General features: G+C 65.6%; 12 protein-coding genes and 1 pseudogene. 5 read left to right on the top strand and 8 right to left on the bottom strand.

Annotated features, from left to right (window positions below):
• Nucleotides 1-150: 150 nt before the first annotated feature.
• From ACVMIM_RS24135 to ACVMIM_RS24120, 4 genes are all read left to right on the top strand, one after another.
• A complete protein-coding gene (locus tag ACVMIM_RS24135; RefSeq protein ID WP_476114969.1) occupies nt 151-546 on the top strand; it encodes a hypothetical protein in 396 nt (131 codons plus the stop codon).
• A gap of 112 nt (nt 547-658) precedes the next feature.
• Nucleotides 659-895: a hypothetical protein gene (locus ACVMIM_RS24130; protein WP_041004209.1), complete on the top strand. Its 237-nt coding sequence runs from the start codon at nt 659-661 to the stop codon at nt 893-895.
• A gap of 145 nt (nt 896-1,040) precedes the next feature.
• Nucleotides 1,041-2,012 (top strand): ABC transporter substrate-binding protein, encoded by a 972-nt coding sequence (locus tag ACVMIM_RS24125; RefSeq protein ID WP_476114967.1) that lies wholly within the window; start codon nt 1,041-1,043, stop codon nt 2,010-2,012.
• A 161-nt stretch (nt 2,013-2,173) separates the two neighbouring features.
• On the top strand, nt 2,174-3,775 hold the full coding sequence (locus tag ACVMIM_RS24120; protein ID WP_476117344.1) for an ABC transporter permease: 1,602 nt from the start codon (nt 2,174-2,176) through the stop codon (nt 3,773-3,775).
• Nucleotides 3,776-3,875: 100 nt separating this feature from the next.
• Here ACVMIM_RS24120 and ACVMIM_RS24115 read toward each other — a convergent pair whose 3' ends face one another.
• The gene (locus tag ACVMIM_RS24115; protein WP_476114966.1) at nt 3,876-4,919 is read right to left on the bottom strand and encodes an ABC transporter ATP-binding protein; all 1,044 of its coding nucleotides are present in this window, start codon (nt 4,917-4,919) and stop codon (nt 3,876-3,878) included.
• 215 nt (nt 4,920-5,134) lie between these two features.
• Between ACVMIM_RS24115 and ACVMIM_RS24110 the strand changes: the two genes are divergently transcribed.
• On the top strand, nt 5,135-5,437 hold the full coding sequence (locus tag ACVMIM_RS24110; RefSeq protein WP_041004215.1) for a DUF982 domain-containing protein: 303 nt from the start codon (nt 5,135-5,137) through the stop codon (nt 5,435-5,437).
• 15 nt (nt 5,438-5,452) lie between these two features.
• Here ACVMIM_RS24110 and ACVMIM_RS24105 read toward each other — a convergent pair whose 3' ends face one another.
• The 7 genes and pseudogenes from ACVMIM_RS24105 to ACVMIM_RS24075 all read right to left on the bottom strand — a co-directional run bounded on the left by ACVMIM_RS24105 (nt 5,453) and on the right by ACVMIM_RS24075 (nt 16,646).
• Nucleotides 5,453-6,139, bottom strand: coding sequence for an aspartyl/asparaginyl beta-hydroxylase domain-containing protein (locus tag ACVMIM_RS24105; protein ID WP_476114964.1), 687 nt, complete (start codon nt 6,137-6,139; stop codon nt 5,453-5,455).
• Between the two features lie 107 nt (nt 6,140-6,246).
• Entirely contained in the window at nt 6,247-7,740 is a 1,494-nt protein-coding gene (locus ACVMIM_RS24100) for an efflux transporter outer membrane subunit (protein ID WP_476114963.1), read from the bottom strand.
• Nucleotides 7,741-7,753: 13 nt separating this feature from the next.
• Nucleotides 7,754-10,951 (bottom strand): efflux RND transporter permease subunit, encoded by a 3,198-nt coding sequence (locus tag ACVMIM_RS24095; RefSeq protein ID WP_476114962.1) that lies wholly within the window; start codon nt 10,949-10,951, stop codon nt 7,754-7,756.
• The gene (locus ACVMIM_RS24090; protein WP_476114960.1) at nt 10,902-12,194 is read right to left on the bottom strand and encodes an efflux RND transporter periplasmic adaptor subunit; all 1,293 of its coding nucleotides are present in this window, start codon (nt 12,192-12,194) and stop codon (nt 10,902-10,904) included. The genes ACVMIM_RS24095 and ACVMIM_RS24090 overlap by 50 nt, the downstream gene beginning before the upstream one ends.
• Nucleotides 12,178-15,323: pseudogene (locus ACVMIM_RS24085) on the bottom strand (efflux RND transporter permease subunit). Before ACVMIM_RS24085 ends, ACVMIM_RS24090 begins: the two are co-directional and overlap by 17 nt.
• Complete coding sequence (locus tag ACVMIM_RS24080) at nt 15,320-16,459, bottom strand: efflux RND transporter periplasmic adaptor subunit (protein WP_476114959.1); 1,140 nt, start codon at nt 16,457-16,459, stop codon at nt 15,320-15,322. Before ACVMIM_RS24080 ends, ACVMIM_RS24085 begins: the two are co-directional and overlap by 4 nt.
• Complete coding sequence (locus ACVMIM_RS24075) at nt 16,452-16,646, bottom strand: hypothetical protein (protein WP_476114958.1); 195 nt, start codon at nt 16,644-16,646, stop codon at nt 16,452-16,454. The genes ACVMIM_RS24080 and ACVMIM_RS24075 overlap by 8 nt, the downstream gene beginning before the upstream one ends.
• Nucleotides 16,647-16,714: the final 68 nt, after the last annotated feature.

Genomic DNA, 16,714 nt, shown 5'->3' with positions numbered 1-16,714 from the left:
GGGCTCCAACGGAGCCGAATGCGAAAATCTGCTCCAGATTTGGCACCGGAAGCCGCAAGGTTCAAGGACGAAGTGCGATTGCGGTCTCCATTGCGGCTTTCCTTCGCCCATTCCATCGGTTAGGTCGGGTTGTGGTATCCGGAGATAGTCTTGACGGCGCCTGAACGCGAAAGATCGAAGCTGCTGCCGGTCAGGACCGCTTTTGCGGGCCTGATAGCGCTGCTGATGCTCGCGCTGCTCAGCTTCGCCCAGGCAGAAATCTCCGCATCAGCCGTCTCGCTCCAGGGCCCCTCCAGCATCAGCGCCGCCCGCCAGGGCGACACGATCGCGCTGCTCAGGACGACCGGCAAGGCGCAGGCGCTTGAGGTCAGGGCCAACCGGCCGCTGCCGATAAAGCTCGTCGGCGACAATCCCGGCGCGCTCGAGCCCCCGGCCGATTTCCTGGTTATCGGCCGAGCGTTGCCGGCCGAGATCGGCGTCACGCCCGCGGCGGGAATCGCGACGCCTTCGCGCACCAACCAGCCACGCGCTCCGCCCGCCACATAAGGCCTTAGCCGCAAGGCGCGGCATCCAAATCAAAATATCTCTTCGCGTCGCGACCCGGCGACGGCCGCTGGCCGTCCGCCGGTCGCGTGCGCTTCAGTTTGGATTTTCTTCAATGCAACGCATCAAGACGTTCAAGACACTCACCCGCGCGGCTGCCGCGGCCGCGTTTCTGGCGGTTCAGGCGGTAATCTGCATCGGCACCGTCTACTGGGCCGTCGCCGCTACCCTTCGCATGGAAGGAACGGCGGCGATCGTGCTCGGGGCTATCTTTGCGCTGCCGTCCGCCTATCTGCTGATGGTGGTTGTCCGCATGGCCTATGACGCCGAGACTGACCCGGCCAACCAGTAGCGCCGACGATATCGAACAAGAGCAGGGCAGGGCGGCGCGGGTTGCGTCGTCCTGTCACATAATGGTTATCCTGCGGCCTTAGTCAGGTTCTCCAACCCCGGCGCTCGCCGGACTTTCCTCAGCTTGATCAAGAACAGGTATTTCCATGCGCCAGATCGTCCTCGCCGCCCTATTGCTGGCATCCACCGTGGCGGGCGCCGCCGCCGACAGCAGGCTGGTGCTCTATACCAGCCAGCCGAATACCGACGCCAAGCAGACTGTCGACGCCTTCATGGCCAAGAACCCGGGCATCAAGGTCGACTGGGTGCGCGACGGCACGCCGAAGATCCTGGCGAAGCTTCATGCCGAGATCGAGGCCGGCCAGCCTCAGGCCGACGTGCTTCTGATCGCCGATGTCGTGACGATGGAAGGCCTGAAGAAGGAAGGGCGGCTGCTTGCCTATCCGGAGGCCAAGGTCGACGGCCTCGACGCCGCGCTGTACGACAAGGACAAGACCTATTTCTCGACCAAGCTGATTACCACCGGCATCGTCTACAACACCAAGGCGCCTTTCGTGCCGACGAGCTGGGAAGACCTGAAGAAGCCCGAGGCCAAGGGCCTGATAGCGATGCCGAGCCCCCTGACCTCGGGCGCCGCGATGATCCACACGGTGACGCTGACGGGCAATTTGCCGGAAGGCTGGGACTATTACGGCGCGCTCGCCAAGAACGGCGCCCAGGCCAGCGGCGGCAACGGCGACGTGCTCAAGGCCGTCAGCGGCGGCGACAAGCTGTTCGGCATGATCGTCGACTATATGCCGATCCGTGAGAAGGCCAAGGGCGCGCCCGTCGAGTTCGTGTTCCCGAAGGAAGGTGTGTCCGCCGTCACCGAGCCCGTCGCGATCCTCTCCACCGCCAAGAACAAGGACGCCGCCAAAGCGTTTGTCGACTTCCTCTTGTCGAAGGACGGGCAGGAAGTGGCGGCCAAGATGGGCTACATCCCGGCCCGCACCGACGTCGCGCTGCCGGCCGGCTATCCTGACCGAGCCTCGATCAAGGTGCTGGACTATGATGCGGCCGCCGCGCTCACCAACGATGCGCAGAACAAGGAAAAATTCAGCGCGGTGATGAGCCAGTAAGCGCGCGGAAGGCAAGTTTGGCCTCCGCGGAACATCGCGTCGCCGGGTCGAACCCGGCGTTGCCGCGGGCAGGCGGCTTGGCGCTGTCGTCCCTGGTGTCCCGCCAGCGTCTGTCGGCGCTGGCCGTGCTCTCCGTCATCGCGGTGCTCAGCCTGCTGCCCATGGTGCGTCTCGTCCTTGCGGCGATCGCGCCCGGCGGAGAGGTCGATTTCGCCGCCTTCGCAGGGCGGCTTGCCAGCCCCGCCGCGCTCAAGGGGACCTGGCACACGCTGGATACGGCCTTCTTCGGCGCGCTGCTGGCGCTTTGCCTCGGCATTCCATTCGCGATCGCGGTGACGATGACCGATCTGCCAGGGCGAAAGATCCTCGGCTTCCTGCTGCTTCTGCCGCTGATGATCGCGCCGCAGGTGACGGCGCTCGCCTGGCTGCATCTCTTCGGCCCGTCGAGCACGCTGCTCGGCATGCTTGGGCTGGCGCCTGCGCCTGGCAGCGGCAATCCGATGCTTGGCCGTGGCGGCATCATCCTCCTCTATGGCGTCCAGCACGCGCCGATCGTCTTCATCACCATGCGGGCAGGGCTGTCACGCGTGCCGCGCGATCTGGTCGAGGCGGCGCGGTCCTGCGGCGCACGGCCGCTCGGCGTGCTGCGGACCGTCGTGCTGCCGGTCGTGCGGCCCTATGCGGTGGCCGCGGCCGCCCTTGCCTTCGTCTCGGGTGTCGGCAATTTCGGCATACCGGCTCTGCTCGGCATGCCGGCCAACCATCTCACGCTGCCGACCTTGATCTACCAGGACCTGTCGAGTTTTGGGCCGAGCGTCTTGCCGCAGATTGCGGCTCTATCGGTGCTGGTCGGCGCCCTGGCGCTTGTCGGCATGGTCTTCCAGTCGCTGGCCTTGCGGGGCGCCGGGCATCGCGTTGTCGCCGGCACGCCCGCGCGGTTCGAGCTCGGCCGCTTCCGACTTCCACTTGCTTGCGCTGGTTGGCTGGTCATCGGCCTGATCCTCATTCTTCCGGCCTGCGCGCTGCTGGCGACATCGCTGGTGCCGTCCTTCGGCGTGCCGCTTGGCCCGCGGACGGCAACGATCGCCAACTATACGGAAGTTCTGGTTCGGCAGGCATCCACGGTGCGGGCCTTCCGCAATTCGCTGCTCTTTGCCGGCGGCGCGGCGCTGATGCTTGCCCTTGCCGTCATCCCAATGGCCGCACGGCTCGAGCGTTTCGACAAGCACTTGCGGCGCGTGCTCGGCGGCATCGTCGACCTGCCTTACACGATCCCCGGCGTGGTGCTGGCAATCGCCTGCATCCTACTTTTCCTGCGGCCGCTGCCGCTGGTCGGCAGCCTCTATGCGACCGCGTCGATCATCCTGGTCGCCTATGCGATGCGCTTCCTGACGCTGGCGATGAAACCGGTGACGACGGCGGTCGGGCAAATTCCCCGCGATCTCGATGAAGCGGCGGCGGTGTCCGGCGCGGGTCCGTTCGGGCGGCTCTGGACGATCACGGCGCCGCTTGCTGCGCCCGCGGCCGTCGCGGGCGGGCTCTTGGTGTTCATGAGCGCCTTCAACGAATTGACGGTCTCGGCGCTGCTGTGGTCGAGCGGCAAGGAGACGCTCGGCGTCGTGCTGTTCAGCCTGGAAGAGGCGGGGCTCGGCACACAGGCGGCGGCCATCGCGGTGTCCACGATCGTCGTCGTGGTCGTGCTGCTTTTGGCGTTAGACCGGTTCGGCCGCCGTCTGCCCGCCGGCGTATTGCCCTGGCGATAGGGCGTTCCACCGTTTCACGGAAACGGCGAACCGCCCGATCTCTTGTTCGTACGCAATTCCGGACGGAAAACCGCTCACACTTTCCTGGAATTGCTTTTAATCAAGTGCCCGGCACCACCCAGGCATCGGACACCGCGACATGCACAAGCTGCCCCGCCGCCAGCGCCTCGGCGCTGTCGACCAGCAGATGCTGTCCGGGCTCGGCGAGCGCCAGCCGCACCTCGTGCACGGGGCCGCGATAAACGCTGTCCAGCACTGTTGCCGGCAGGCCCTCGGCTGCGATGCGCAGGGCTTCCGGGCGCAGCAGGACCTTGACCGCGCCGGCCGGCTTGTCGTGGCTGCGCGCCGCGAGCCGGTGGCCGGCGATATCGATGATCGAGGCCTGATCCGAATGGCCGACGGTGTTGCCCGAAATCAGGCTGCCGCGGCCGACGAAACCGGCAACCGCGGCGTCGGCGGGAGAACGATAGATCTCCTGCGGGGGCGCTGCCTGCAGCAGCCTGCCTTTGCTCATCACGGCGACACGGTCGGCAAGCGCCAGCGCCTCGGCCTGGTCATGCGTGACATAGACGATCGTCGCGCCGGTGCGGCGATGGATGTCGCGGAAAGCATCGACCATCGCGGCGCGCAGATGCATGTCGAGATTGGCGAGCGGCTCATCGAACAGGATGATGCCGGTTTCGGCGACGAGACAGCGGGCGAGCGCCACGCGCTGCCTCTGGCCACCCGACAATTCGTCGATGCGACGCTTGGCGAAGCCGCCGAGCCCGACAATATCGAGCACCGCCGCGACGCGGGCCGGGATGCCGGCGGAAGGCACATGCCTGGCTTTCAACGGGTAAGCGACGTTTTCGGCGACATCCATATGCGGCCACAGCGCGTAGGACTGGAAAACGACGCCGACATTGCGCGCTTCCGGCGGCACCTGCCGCTGCGGATCGGCGACTAGCGCGTCGCCAAGGAACACGCGGCCTTCGCTCGGCGCCTCGAAGCCGGCGATCAGGCGCAGCATTGTCGTCTTGCCGCAGCCGGAGGGGCCGAGCAGCGCGGTGAAGGAACCCTTCGGAAAGGCCAGCGAGACACCGTCCAGCGCCGTTGTGCCGCCATACCGCTTGGTGAGAGACTCAACCCGGATTTCGCTCATCTTTTTCGCCCACGGCAGCTGTGATGGCCGGCAATAAGGTGGAAACCCGGCATTGGCAATGCAGCCGGTTATCGACGCGGTCTGAGACCGATCTGCCGTACCGGCGAACCGATTCTTCATCGCACTGAGGTCACATTTGCGAGTCAGAAGGCCGCAAAAGAAACTTTTCAGAACGAGCGGCGTTGCTCCGGCCACGCCAGTTCGGGAGACAGGGAATGGACAGACTGCAATTCGAGGTGCCGGTGCGCATCACGCCCGCGCCCGGTCTGCCGGTCGAGGAAATCTACAGCGTCGAGCAGGCGCTCGATTTCCTGCAGGACTGGCCGAAGCGCCAAGGCAAGGTCTACGAAGCCGCGTTCAACGCCTGTTTCGGCGCTACGGTCGACGTGGTCAGCGCAGAGGAAGCCTGCCGCGCCTTCGCCGCCTTCTGCCGTGTCAGCGGATTGCTGGCGAAGGATGCGATGTTCCCCGGCAAGCTCGGCAGCAGGGCAGGAGCATATCGCGACGCGCGAGCTTAGAGCACGACCGCAGCCTCAGCCGCCGAACGACACGCCGCGATAGCGCATTCCCACCTGGACGCCGCGCACGATCACACGCGACAGGATTTCCATGTCCAGCGGCATTTGCGGACGCCACACGTCGAGCAGGAGAGCGACGCGGGGTTGATCCGAGTTGTTCATGACTTCGTGCTCGAACGTGTCGTCCCAGAGCATGCACTCGCCGTCGGCGATGCGCCTTTCCTCGTGGTTGATCATCATGATCGTCGCCGGACGGCCGTCCGCCTGCTTCGGGATGACCAGGCCGAGATGGAACCGCATGATGCCGCGAAAGGGTCCGCGGTGCGGCGGGATGTGCTTGCGCGGGGCGAGGAACGAGACGGCCGCCGATTTGACCTCGGGGCACTCCGTGAGCAGCCGGCTCAGCACCGGCATGCGCGCGAGATTCTCCGGCACCGTCATGTCATAGGCCTTGAGCACGAACATGCGCCAGTCGAGGCCGTCATTGGCCGATATATCGGCCTGCTCCGGCATGATGTCGTGGAAGCGTGGCGCGCTGTTCAGCTTCGCCGCCAGCGCCTCGTCGCGGATATCTTGCCAGGCGGCGCTGAACTTTGCGGCATTGGGAAAATGCGTGCCGGCATCAAGAATGGCCGGTGCATCTATGCGCTTTTCATAGATACGGCGAACCAGATTGGTTCCGAGATCGTAGGCGCCTGACATCTCATTACCTCAACGAGGCTGTTATATAGTGGGATATTGTTTGCGGCCATGGCTCACGGAGATTTGTACGGGCCGTCAACAGACGGATAAACATCGTGCACATTGTCTCATTGGGCCCTCGATGCCAGTCGCGGCCCGGTGCCGACATCGATGATTTCGGGCCTGGCGGTGTAGATCGCGCCGTCCCAGCCGCCGCCAAGCGCCTTGTTGAGGGCAATGTAGTCGGTGGCGATCGAGACGCGGCTTTGCAGGACGGAATCATCGGCGGAATAGGCTGACCGTTCGGCATCGAGCACGTCGAGAAGGCTGGTCTCGCCAGCCTTGTAGAGCGTTCTTTCTAGCCGCGCGGCATCGCCATAGGACTTGGCCGAGGAGGCGAGCTTACCGTTTCTGATGCGCTCCTGCGACAGCGAAACCGTGGCGTTCTCCACGTCTTCCAGCGCCGTGAGCACGGCGGCCTTGTAGGCGACGAAATACTGGTCGCGCTGAGCCTTGGCGACGTCGACGGCCGCCTGCAACCGGCCGCCATTGAACAATGGCACGCTGAGCGTCGGACCAAAGGACCAACCGATGGTGGAGTTCTTGCCGAGATCGCCGAGCTTGAGGGCGGTGGTGCTGATGTCGCCGGTCAGGCTGACGCTCGGATAGCGCGCCGCCTCGGCCTGGCCGATCTTGGCGGTGGACTGTGCATATTGCCGCTCGGCCATGCGCACGTCCGGGCGGGTGAGCAGAATGTCGGCCGGGATACCGGTCGGGATCGGCAGGCGCGGCGCCGGGATCGGCTTCACGCGCCTCAAGCGTTCGTTGAGTGCCGCCGGCGGCCGCCCGGTCAGCACGGAAAGGCGATGCACGGCTTCGGCATAGCTTGCTTCCAGGCTCGGGAGGCCGGCTTCCGTACCGCTGGCCTGTCCTTCCGCCTTGGCAACATCCGCCGCGGTCGCCGAGCCGGCCAGAGCCATCGTGCGGGTGAGTTGGGCGGTCTGCCGCTGCGATGCGGCGGAGCGCCGGGCGAGCGCTATGCGGGCCTGGTAGCCGCGCGCCTGGACGTAGTTCGAGGTCACATCGCCAACCAGCGTGAGAAGGGTCGAACGCAGTTCCTCTTCGGAAGCGTCCAGCCCATAGCTCGCCGCCTCGACGCCCCTGCGGTTGGCGCCGAAGAGGTCGAGTTCCCAGCTGGAATCGAAGCCCGCCTGATACTGGCTGTAGGTCTCGCTGGCCGTCGTGCCCGCGGAAGTGGCGGAAACCCTGTTGCGGGTGGCCGAGGCAGAACCGTCGGCGGAGGGAAGCAACGCGCCCACCGATTGGCGATAGCTCGCCCGCGCCTCGCGGATCTTAGCCTTGGCGCTTGCCACATCGAGATTGCCGGCAACCGCTTCCTCGACGAGCGCGTTGAGCTCGGGATCGCGCAGACGCTGCCACCATTTGGACAATTGCGCCGGTCTCGCCGGTTTCGCCGCCTTTTGCCCGCCCCAACTCGCCGGCATCGCCAGCAGAGGCTTCTGGTAATCCGGACCGACGACGCATCCCGAGAGCAGGGCAGCGGCAAAAGCGGGCAAAAAGAGCCCCTTCGCGGTCGCGAGACCGCGTTCAAAACCTGTCATTTGAGAGAAACCTTTATTCCGGAGTGGCTGTGGCTTGTGTCCCGCCCGTATCCTGCTTGGCCGCCCTGCCTTTGAAGATGCGGCGCACCGTGACGAACAACAGCGGCACCAGAAAGACGCCGATCGCGGTCGCCGCGATCATGCCGCCCATGACGCCGATGCCGACCGAGTTCTGCGCGCCGGAGCCCGCGCCGCTGGCGATCGCCAGAGGCGTGACGCCGAGGATGAAGGCCAGCGACGTCATCAGGATCGGCCGCAGGCGTTGCCGCGCCGCTTCCAGCGTCGCCTCGACCAGCCCCATCCCGGCAGACTGGCGCTCAATGGCAAACTCGACGATGAGGATGGCGTTCTTGGCCGCGAGACCGATCGTGGTGAGCAGACCGACCTTGAAATAGACGTCGTTGGTCTGGCCGAAGAGAGTGGCCGCCGCCAGCGCGCCGAATATGCCGATCGGCACCGACAGCATGACGGCGAACGGGATCGACCAGCTTTCATAGAGCGCCGCAAGGCAGAGGAACACAACCAGCGCCGAAATCGCGTAGAGCGACATGGCCTGGTTGCCGGAAAGCTTCTCCTGGTGCGACAGCCCCGTCCATTCATGCGAATATCCGGCGGGCAGTTGCGCGACCAATTTGTCGATCTCGTCCATCGCCGCGCCCGAGCTTTGGCCGGCGGCCGCAGCGCCCTGGATCTCGACCGCGGCCGAGCCGTTGTAGCGTTCGAGGCGGGGCGATCCATAGGTCCAGTGGCTGGAGGCGAAGGCCGAGAACGGCACCATGGCGCCGCCAGAGTTGCGGACCTGCCACTTGTCGAGATCTTCCGGCTGCATGCGGAAATCCGGGTCCGACTGCAGATAGACCGGTTTCACCCGGCCGCGATCGATGAAGTCGTTGACGTAGTCGCTGCCCCAGGCGGTCGACAGCGTGTTGTTGATGTCGGCGAGGCTGATGCCGAGCGCGCTGGCCTTTTCCTGGTCGATATCGACCGAGAATTGCGGCTGGTCCTCCTGGCCATTGGGGCGGGTGTTGGCGAGCAGCGGGCTTTTCGCGGCCAAGCCCAGAAGCTGGTTGCGCGTCTGGATCAGCGCCTCATGGCCGGCGCCGTTGACGTCCTGCAGGTAGAAATCGAAGCCGTTGGTGTTGCCGAAACCCTGGATGGCCGGCGGGGCGAGCGCGAAGACCTGCGCGTCCCTGATCCTGGAGAAGGCGCCCATGGCGCGGCCGGCCACCGCCGACGCGGCGAGTGCCGGCGTCTTGCGCTGGTCGAACTCCTTCAGCCGCACGAAAGCGATGCCGACATTCTGTCCGGCGCCGCCGAAGCCGAAGCCGGAAGCGGTGAACACGCCTTCGACAGCATCCTTCTCTTCGTTGAGATAGTGGTCGGTCACCTTGGCGAGCACGCGCTCGGTGCGATCCTGCGTCGCGCCGACAGGCAGCGAGGCGCTGGTGATCAGGATGCCCTGATCCTCATCCGGCAGGAACGAGCTCGGCAGCCGGGCGAACATCCAGCCCATGGCGATGACGATGGCCAGAAACACGGCGAGGAAGCGCCACGACCGGTTGATGATGCCATGCGAGCCGTCGCGATAGGCGATCGTGCCGCGGTCGAAGAGGCGGTTGAACCAGCCGAACGGCCCCTTCTGCGCCGCATGGTCCTTTGGCGCGCGCAGAATGGTGGCGCAGAGCGCCGGCGTCAGCACAAGCGCGACCAGCACCGAGAGCACCATGGCCGAGACGATGGTGACCGAGAATTGCCGGTAGATGATGCCGGTGGAGCCGCCGAAGAAAGCCATCGGCACGAACACGGCCGACAGCACGGTGGCGATGCCGATCAGCGCGCCGGTGATCTCGTTCATCGATTTGCGCGTCGCCTCTTTCGGCGGCAGGCCTTCCTCATGCATGACGCGTTCGACATTCTCGACCACGACGATGGCGTCGTCGACGAGCAGGCCGATGGCCAAAACCATGGCGAACATGGTGAGCGTGTTGATCGAATAGCCGAAGAAGGACAGCACGCCGAACGTGCCGAGCAGCACCACCGGCACCGCGATCGTCGGGATAATGGTGGCGCGCAGGTTCTGCAGGAAAAGCAGCATCACCAGGAACACCAGCACGATCGCTTTCTCCAGCGTCTTCACCACTTCCTCGATCGACAGGCGCACGAAGGGCGAGGTGTCGTACGGGTAGACGACCTCGACGCCTTGCGGGAAGGTCGAGCTCAGGCGATTGATGGTCGCGCGCACCGCCTCGGCGGTGCTGATGGCGTTGGCGCCGGTGGCCAGGTTGACGGCGACGCCGGCGGCCGGCTTGCCGTTGTAATGGGCTTGGGTGGTGTAGCTTTCGGCGCCGATCTCGACCTTGGCGACATCGTTGAGGCGTACCAGCGAGCCGTCGGTGTTGCTCTTGAGGATGATGTTGCGGAACTGCTCGGCGGTCTGCAGCCGGCTCTTGGCCGTCACCGTGGCGTTGAGCTGCTGGCCCTTGCGTGCCGGCAGGCCGCCGAGCTGGCCGGCCGAAACCTGCGTGTTCTGCGCCTCGATCGCGGTGGCGACATCGCTCGGCATCAGCGCGTATTGCGCCAGTTTGTCGGGATCGAGCCAGATGCGCATGGCGTAGCCGGAGCCGAAGAGCTGCGTGGAACCTACGCCTTCGACGCGCTTCAGCGTGTCGTTGATGGTGGAGTCGACATAGTCGGCGAGGTCGGTCGAGTTCATCTTCCCGTCGGTGGAGACGAAGCCGATGACCATCAGGAAGCCGGTCGAGGATTTGGAGACGGTGATGCCGTTGCTCTGGACGACCTGCGGCAGCTGCGACTGAACCAATTGCAGTTTGTTCTGCGTCTGCACCTGCGCGGCGTCGGGATTGGCGGCGCTGGTGAAGGTCAGCGTGATCGAGGCCTGGCCGGTCGAGGTCGAGGTCGCGGTCATGTAGTCGAGATTGTCGATGCCGGTCATGCCCTGCTCGATGACCTTGGTCACCGAGTTCTCGACGGTCTGCGCGTCGGCGCCGGGATAGGTGGCGCTGATGTTGACTGTCGTGGGAGCGATCTGGGGATATTGCGAGATCGGCAGCGTTTGCAGCGCCAGCAGTCCGCCCAGCATGATCACGATGGCGATCACCCAGGCGAAGATCGGCCGGTTGATGAAGAAAAGCCGACATTGCTCAGTTCCCGGTTGCGCCAGAGGCGGGCTGTTTTGCGGCGTTGGCGGCATTGCCGCCGGCTGGCGTTGCCGAGGCCGAGCTCTGCTCGCGATCCTTGATCTCGCCGGTCGTTTCGTCGATCGTCACTTCGACCGCTGTCGCGTCGCCGCCGGCGCGCACCAACTGCAGGCCCTCGACGATCACGCGGTCGCCGTCGCCGACGCCGGAATCCACCAGCCAGTTGTTGCCGACACTGTTGCGCACGCTCAGCGTTCGCTGCTCGACCTTGCCCTGGGCATTGACCACCATGGCCGTCGCCTGGCCCTTGGGGTCGCGAGTGACGCCGCGCTGCGGCACGAGGAAGCTGTTTTGCGCAACGCCTTCCTCGACTATGGCGCGTACATACATGCCGGGCAGGAGCAGGCGGTCGGGATTGGGGAACTGGGCTCTGAGCGCGAAGGTGCCGGTCGACTGGTCGACATTGGCGCCGGCGAATTCCAGCTTGCCGTTCTGCGCGTAGATGGTGCCGTTGTCGAGCTTCAGCTTGACGCTGACATTGGTCCCGCTGAATTTCAGCCGGCCTTCGTTGATCGCCTGGCGCAGGTTGAGCAGGTTGGTGCTGGACTGCGTGACGTCGACATTGATCGGGTCGAGCGAGCGAATGGTGGTCAGCACCGTTTCCTGGTTGGCCGTGACCAGCGCGCCCGGCGTCAATGTCGATTTGTCGATCCGGCCAGCGATCGGCGCGGTGATCGAGGTGCGGTCGAGGCTGATCTTCGCGGTCTCGACGCTGGCCTTGGCCGATGCGACATCGGCCTGGGCCTGCGCCAGCGTCGCGGCGGCATCGTCGTAATCCTGCTTCGAGACCACGTTCTGCTTCAGCAGCCCGGAATAGCGGTCGAACTTCGCCTGCGCGGTGGGCACCGCGGCTTCCGCCTTCTGCTGCGCGGCAACGGCGCTGTCATAGGCGGCCTGATAGCTCGCCGGATCGATGAGGTAGAGCGGCTGTCCCGCCACCACCTCGGCGCCTTCCTGGAACAGGCGCTGCTGGATGATGCCATCGACCTGCGGGCGCACCTCTGCGACGAGCGAGGCGGCGGTGCGGCCGGGCAGCTCGGCGGTGATCGCAACCGACTGCGGGTGCAGCGTGACGACGCCGACCTCGGGCCGCCCAACGCCACCCATGCCGGGCGGCACCTGGCTCTTTTCCTGCGAGCAGGCCGCCAGGAGCAGGGCAGCGCACAACATTCCGGCCCAGGAGGAAAGCTGGCGCGGCCTTGAACGCAGAAAGGATTGATTAGATTGCATGGGCATTGTCTGAAACTTTCCCCGGAATTGCAGTTACGGCGCGGCTATCGGCGCGAGGTCCGTCGACCAATAGCTTGCCCAGATGTCGGGCAAGGACCCGCTGGATGTCGTCCATGAAAGTGTAAACAACCGGCACGTAGACGAGGCTGAGCACGGTCGAGGAGATGAGCCCGCCGATCACGGCGATCGCCATCGGCGCACGCGTCTCTGCGTCGGCGCCGATGCCAAGCGCAATCGGCAGCATGCCGGCGCCCATGGCGATCGACGTCATGACGATGGGCCTGGCCCGCTTGCGGGCAGCGTCGAGCAGTGCCTCGAAGCGGCTCACGCCATGCCCCTTCTCGGCGACCAGAGCATATTCGACAAGCAGGATCGGGTTCTTGGCCGCGATGCCCATCAGCATCAGTATGCCGATCAACGGCGAGATGCCAAGCGCCTTGCCGGTAATGAGCAGGAAACCAAGCGCGCCGCCGACCGAGAGCGGCAATGCGACCAGGATGGTCACCGGCTGCACGAAGCTGCGGAAGAGCAGCACCAGCGTCAGGTACATCAGGATGATGCCCGCGGCTATTGCGGTCGCGAAACCGGAAAACAGCTCCTGCATGCGCTGGGCATCGCCGCGTGCCAGCTCATGCACGCCGGCCGGAAGGTTGCGCATCGCGGGCAGGGCGCGGATGGCTTCGGTCGCCTGGCCGAGCGTCAGACCGGAAAGATCGGCTTCGACCGTGGCGCTGCGGCTTCTGTCGACAAGCGTGATGCTGTTCGGGCCGGCGTTGAAGCCGATATCGGCGACGGCGCCGAGCGGAACCACGCCCTTGGTGCCCGTCAGCGGCAGCATGGCGAGCTTTGCCGGATCATCGATGGCACCGTCGGGCACGGTGACGATGATCGAGACCTGACGGTCGCCAAGATTGAATTTCGCCAGGCTGGTGTCGGTGTCGCCGATGGTGGCGATCTTGACAGTCGCGGCGATCTCGGTCGGCGTGACGCCGAGCTCGGCCGCTTGGCGCTGTCGGGCCGCACGATAAGCTCGGGTTTGGTGGTGGCCGCGGTCGACGTCGGATTGATCAGCCCGGGAACCGATTTCATCCCGTCGATCAGCGCATCGCTTGCCTTTTCGAGGGCTTCGCCATCGTCGCCGACCAGCGTGATCGACACCTTGGCGCCGGAGAAGCCGTCCGCGCCGAACTGGATGCGGGCGCCTGGGATGTCGTTGAGCTTTGGCGAAGCCTCGGCCTCGAATTGCTGCTGGCTCATCGTCCGCTCGGCGCGCGGCTTCAGGTTGACCGTGATGGTCGCGGTCCGCACTTCAGCCGAGCTCGAACTTTGGTTCGGCCCTCCGCCCGACGAGGCGGCTGTGCCGATCGTGGCAAACACGCTGTCGACGGCCGGCTCATTCCCCAGCCTTTTGGTGATATCCTGCACCACCGCGGTGGTCTGCTCGATAGTCGAGCCGGGCTGCAGCTCGACCGAGATCATCGAGCGGCCGCGATCCGCCGCCGCCATGAACTCAGTCGGCAAGTGTGTCGCCAGCATCATCGAGCCGGCGAAGAAGGCGATGCCGGCAGCAAGCGTGATCCAGCGGTGGTCGAGCGCCTTGCGCAGCAGCCAGAGATAGGTCGGCACCCAGGCAGGAGTGTCATCCTCGTCCTGGCCGCCGGCACGCACCAGATAGGCGCCCATCAGCGGGGTGAGCATGCGTGCCACCAGCAGCGAGAACAGCACCGACACGCAGACGGCGACGGCGAAGGAGAAGAAGAACTTGCCGGGAATGCCGGACATGAAAGCCACCGGAAGGAAAACGGCGACGATGGTGGCGGTCGTCGCCACTACCGCCAAGCCGATCTCATCCGCGGCTTCGATCGCCGCCCGGTAGGCGCTGACGCCGGTCTGGCGCATGTGGCGCACAATGTTCTCGATTTCGACGATGGCGTCGTCTACGAGGATGCCGACGACCAGCGACAGCGCCAGCAGGGTGATGTTGTTGAGCGAGATGTCGAAGGCCGCCATCACCGCGAAGGTCGGGATCAGCGACAGCGGCATCGCCACCGCCGACACCAGCGTTGCCCTGATGTCGCGCAGGAACAGCCAGACCACGCCGACGGCGAGCAGCGCGCCCAGCCATAGAGCTTCGAGGGCGGCGTCATAGCTTTCCTGGACGAAGCCGGATGAGGAGGTGACTTCGGTGAATTTCGCCCTCGTGGTCTTGGCGCCCATATCGGCGATCGCGGCGCGGGCGGTCTTGACCACGTCGATCTCGCTCGAGCCTACCGATCTGTAGACATTGAAGGCGACGACCTGCCTGCCGTCGAGATAGGCGGCCTGGCGGGGCTTTTCCCAGCTGTCGACGACGGTGCCGAGGTCGGAGAGCTTGACGTCGCCGGCACCGCCCAGCGCGATGCGGGTATCGGCCAGTGCCTCGACGGTCGGGGCGCTGGCGAGCGTGCGCACCGACTGCTCCTGGCCGCCGATATTGGCGCGGCCGCCGGGCTGGTTGACGTTGTTGGAGGCCAGCGTCTGGCTGACATCGCCGGCGCTGATGCCGAGAGCGGCGAGCCGGTCGGGGTCGAGCTCGACGCGGATGACGCGGTCGACGCCGCCGGAACGGGTGATCTTGGAGACGCCGTCGACGCCGAGCAGGACCTTGGCGACGTCATTGTCGATGTACCAGCTCAGTGCGTCGGGCGACATGGTCGGCGCCTCGACGACGAAGGTCAGCACCGAATTGCCGGTTGCGTTGACCTTCGCCACGACCGGCGTCTGGGCAGCGGCCGGCAGGCTGGACTGCACGCCGGACACCGCGTTGCGGACATCGTTGGTGGCGGTCTCCGGATCGGTGCCGAGGGTGAATTCGACAGTGGTGACGGACGAGCCTTCGCTGATCGAGGTCGAGACGTCGTCGACGCCTTCAAGGGTCGCGACGGCGTTCTCGATGACGCGCGCCACCTGGACTTCCATTTCGCTCGGCGCCGCGCCCGGCTGCGCCACCGTGACGGTGACGGTCGGCAGGTCGATGTCGGGCATGTTGTTGGTGCGCAGCTGCATGAACCCATAGACGCCGGCGATCGCAAGCGACAGGAACAGCACGATGGTCGGAACCGGATTGCGGATCGACCAGGAGGAGATGGCGTTCATTGCGCCGGCTCCGCCGTGCTCGCAGCGTCGGCAGCCTTCGTCTCGTCGGCGGCGACACGCACGAGGTTGCCGTCGTTGAGGAAGCCGGCGCCGACGACGACGACGTGGTCGCCTTCCGACAAGCCGCTTTCGATGGCCACCCGGCCGTTCTGGCGCGCGCCGGTCGCAACAGGATGCGCGCTGACCTTGCCTTGACCGTCGACGACGAACACGGCCGGCTTGCCGTCATGCCAGACCAGGGCCATCTCGGCGACGGTGAGCTGCCGGGACGCCGCCGTGTCGATCGTGACGCGAGCGAACATGCCAGGCTTCAGGCCCGAGCCCTCGCCAACGGCGACATAGACGGTGGCGAGCCGGGTGGTCGCGTTGACCGTCTCGGCTACCTGGGAAACGCTGCCAGAGAAGGCGTGGCCGGACGCATCGACGATGTTGGCCGCCTGACCGGCCGAGATTGCCGCCAGGTCTTTTTCAGGGACAAGCACGGCGACCTCCAGCCTGCCGTCGCGGACGATCTTCATCAGCTCGGTGCCGGCCTGGACGATGGAACCCGTCACGGCCGGCTTGCTGGAGACGATGCCGTCGAATGGCGCGCGGATGATCGTCCTGTCGAGTTGGGCCTGCAGCCGTTCGGCCGCGGCTTCGGCCTGATCGACGCCGGCCTTGCCGGTTTTCACCGCGGTCGCTTTTTCCTCGGCGGTCTCCGCGCTGACGGCATTGCTGGCCAGCAGCTTGTCGGCGCGCGCGGCGGCCGACAGCGCGGAGTCGAGCGTCGCCTGCGCCTGGGCGACGGCTGCCTTCTGCTCGGCGAGCTGGGCCTTGAGGAGCGAGTCGTCCAACCGCGCGACGACATCACCGGCTTTCACATGATCGCCCTCGGCCACCAGGACCTCGGTCAGGCGCAGGCCACTTTCTTCCGCGCCGAGCGTCGCTTCCTGCCAGGCGGCGACGGTACCGGTCGCGCTGATCGACGACGTGACCGTTTCGGAGGCGACCTTCTCTACGGAAACCGTAAGTGTCGCCGCCGACGCAGGGATGTGTGTGGCGGGTTCGGTCGAGGCACGGCCATAGGCCTTGAGCGCGGCGACGGCGGCCAACACGACAAGCAAAGCCAGCAGAAGAAAAAGTCGCTTACGCAATTTTGCGGCCATCGTTTTTGACATTGGGCGAGGCGATCGGGAGCGACAGCCGATAGGCTGCGAAGTTCAATTGGATCGCGGCTCCGGTTGGGATGGGCGCAATAGCCGGCTCAGGAGTGCGCCGGCCGACCGGCAAGCCCGGAGCCACAGACACGATGAGGCGCAGCATCATCAGCGCTTCCCACATGGTGCTCTCCATCTCGCGTCGTGCTGCCGGCGGCAGCACGACGCGTCTTTCGGTTGCAAGAAGAGCCG

This window comes from Mesorhizobium sp. USDA 4413 (assembly GCF_056280365.1).
This window is presented reverse-complemented; position numbering and strand designations above follow the sequence as displayed.

Bases quoted from the DNA above. Each gene is read 5' to 3' on its own strand.
- ACVMIM_RS24075 (WP_476114958.1), bottom strand. From the start codon at position 16,646: ATGTGGGAAGCGCTGATGATGCTGCGCCTCATCGTGTCTGTGGCTCCG.
- ACVMIM_RS24110 (WP_041004215.1), top strand. From the start codon at position 5,135: ATGGACAGACTGCAATTCGAGGTGCCGGTGCGCATCACGCCCGCGCCC.
- ACVMIM_RS24100 (WP_476114963.1), bottom strand. From the start codon at position 7,740: ATGACAGGTTTTGAACGCGGTCTCGCGACCGCGAAGGGGCTCTTTTTG.
- ACVMIM_RS24090 (WP_476114960.1), bottom strand. From the start codon at position 12,194: ATGCCCATGCAATCTAATCAATCCTTTCTGCGTTCAAGGCCGCGCCAG.
- ACVMIM_RS24120 (WP_476117344.1), top strand. From the start codon at position 2,174: ATGGTGCGTCTCGTCCTTGCGGCGATCGCGCCCGGCGGAGAGGTCGAT.
- ACVMIM_RS24115 (WP_476114966.1), bottom strand. From the start codon at position 4,919: ATGAGCGAAATCCGGGTTGAGTCTCTCACCAAGCGGTATGGCGGCACA.
- ACVMIM_RS24125 (WP_476114967.1), top strand. From the start codon at position 1,041: ATGCGCCAGATCGTCCTCGCCGCCCTATTGCTGGCATCCACCGTGGCG.
- ACVMIM_RS24095 (WP_476114962.1), bottom strand. From the start codon at position 10,951: ATGCCGCCAACGCCGCAAAACAGCCCGCCTCTGGCGCAACCGGGAACT.
- ACVMIM_RS24105 (WP_476114964.1), bottom strand. From the start codon at position 6,139: ATGTCAGGCGCCTACGATCTCGGAACCAATCTGGTTCGCCGTATCTAT.
- ACVMIM_RS24130 (WP_041004209.1), top strand. From the start codon at position 659: ATGCAACGCATCAAGACGTTCAAGACACTCACCCGCGCGGCTGCCGCG.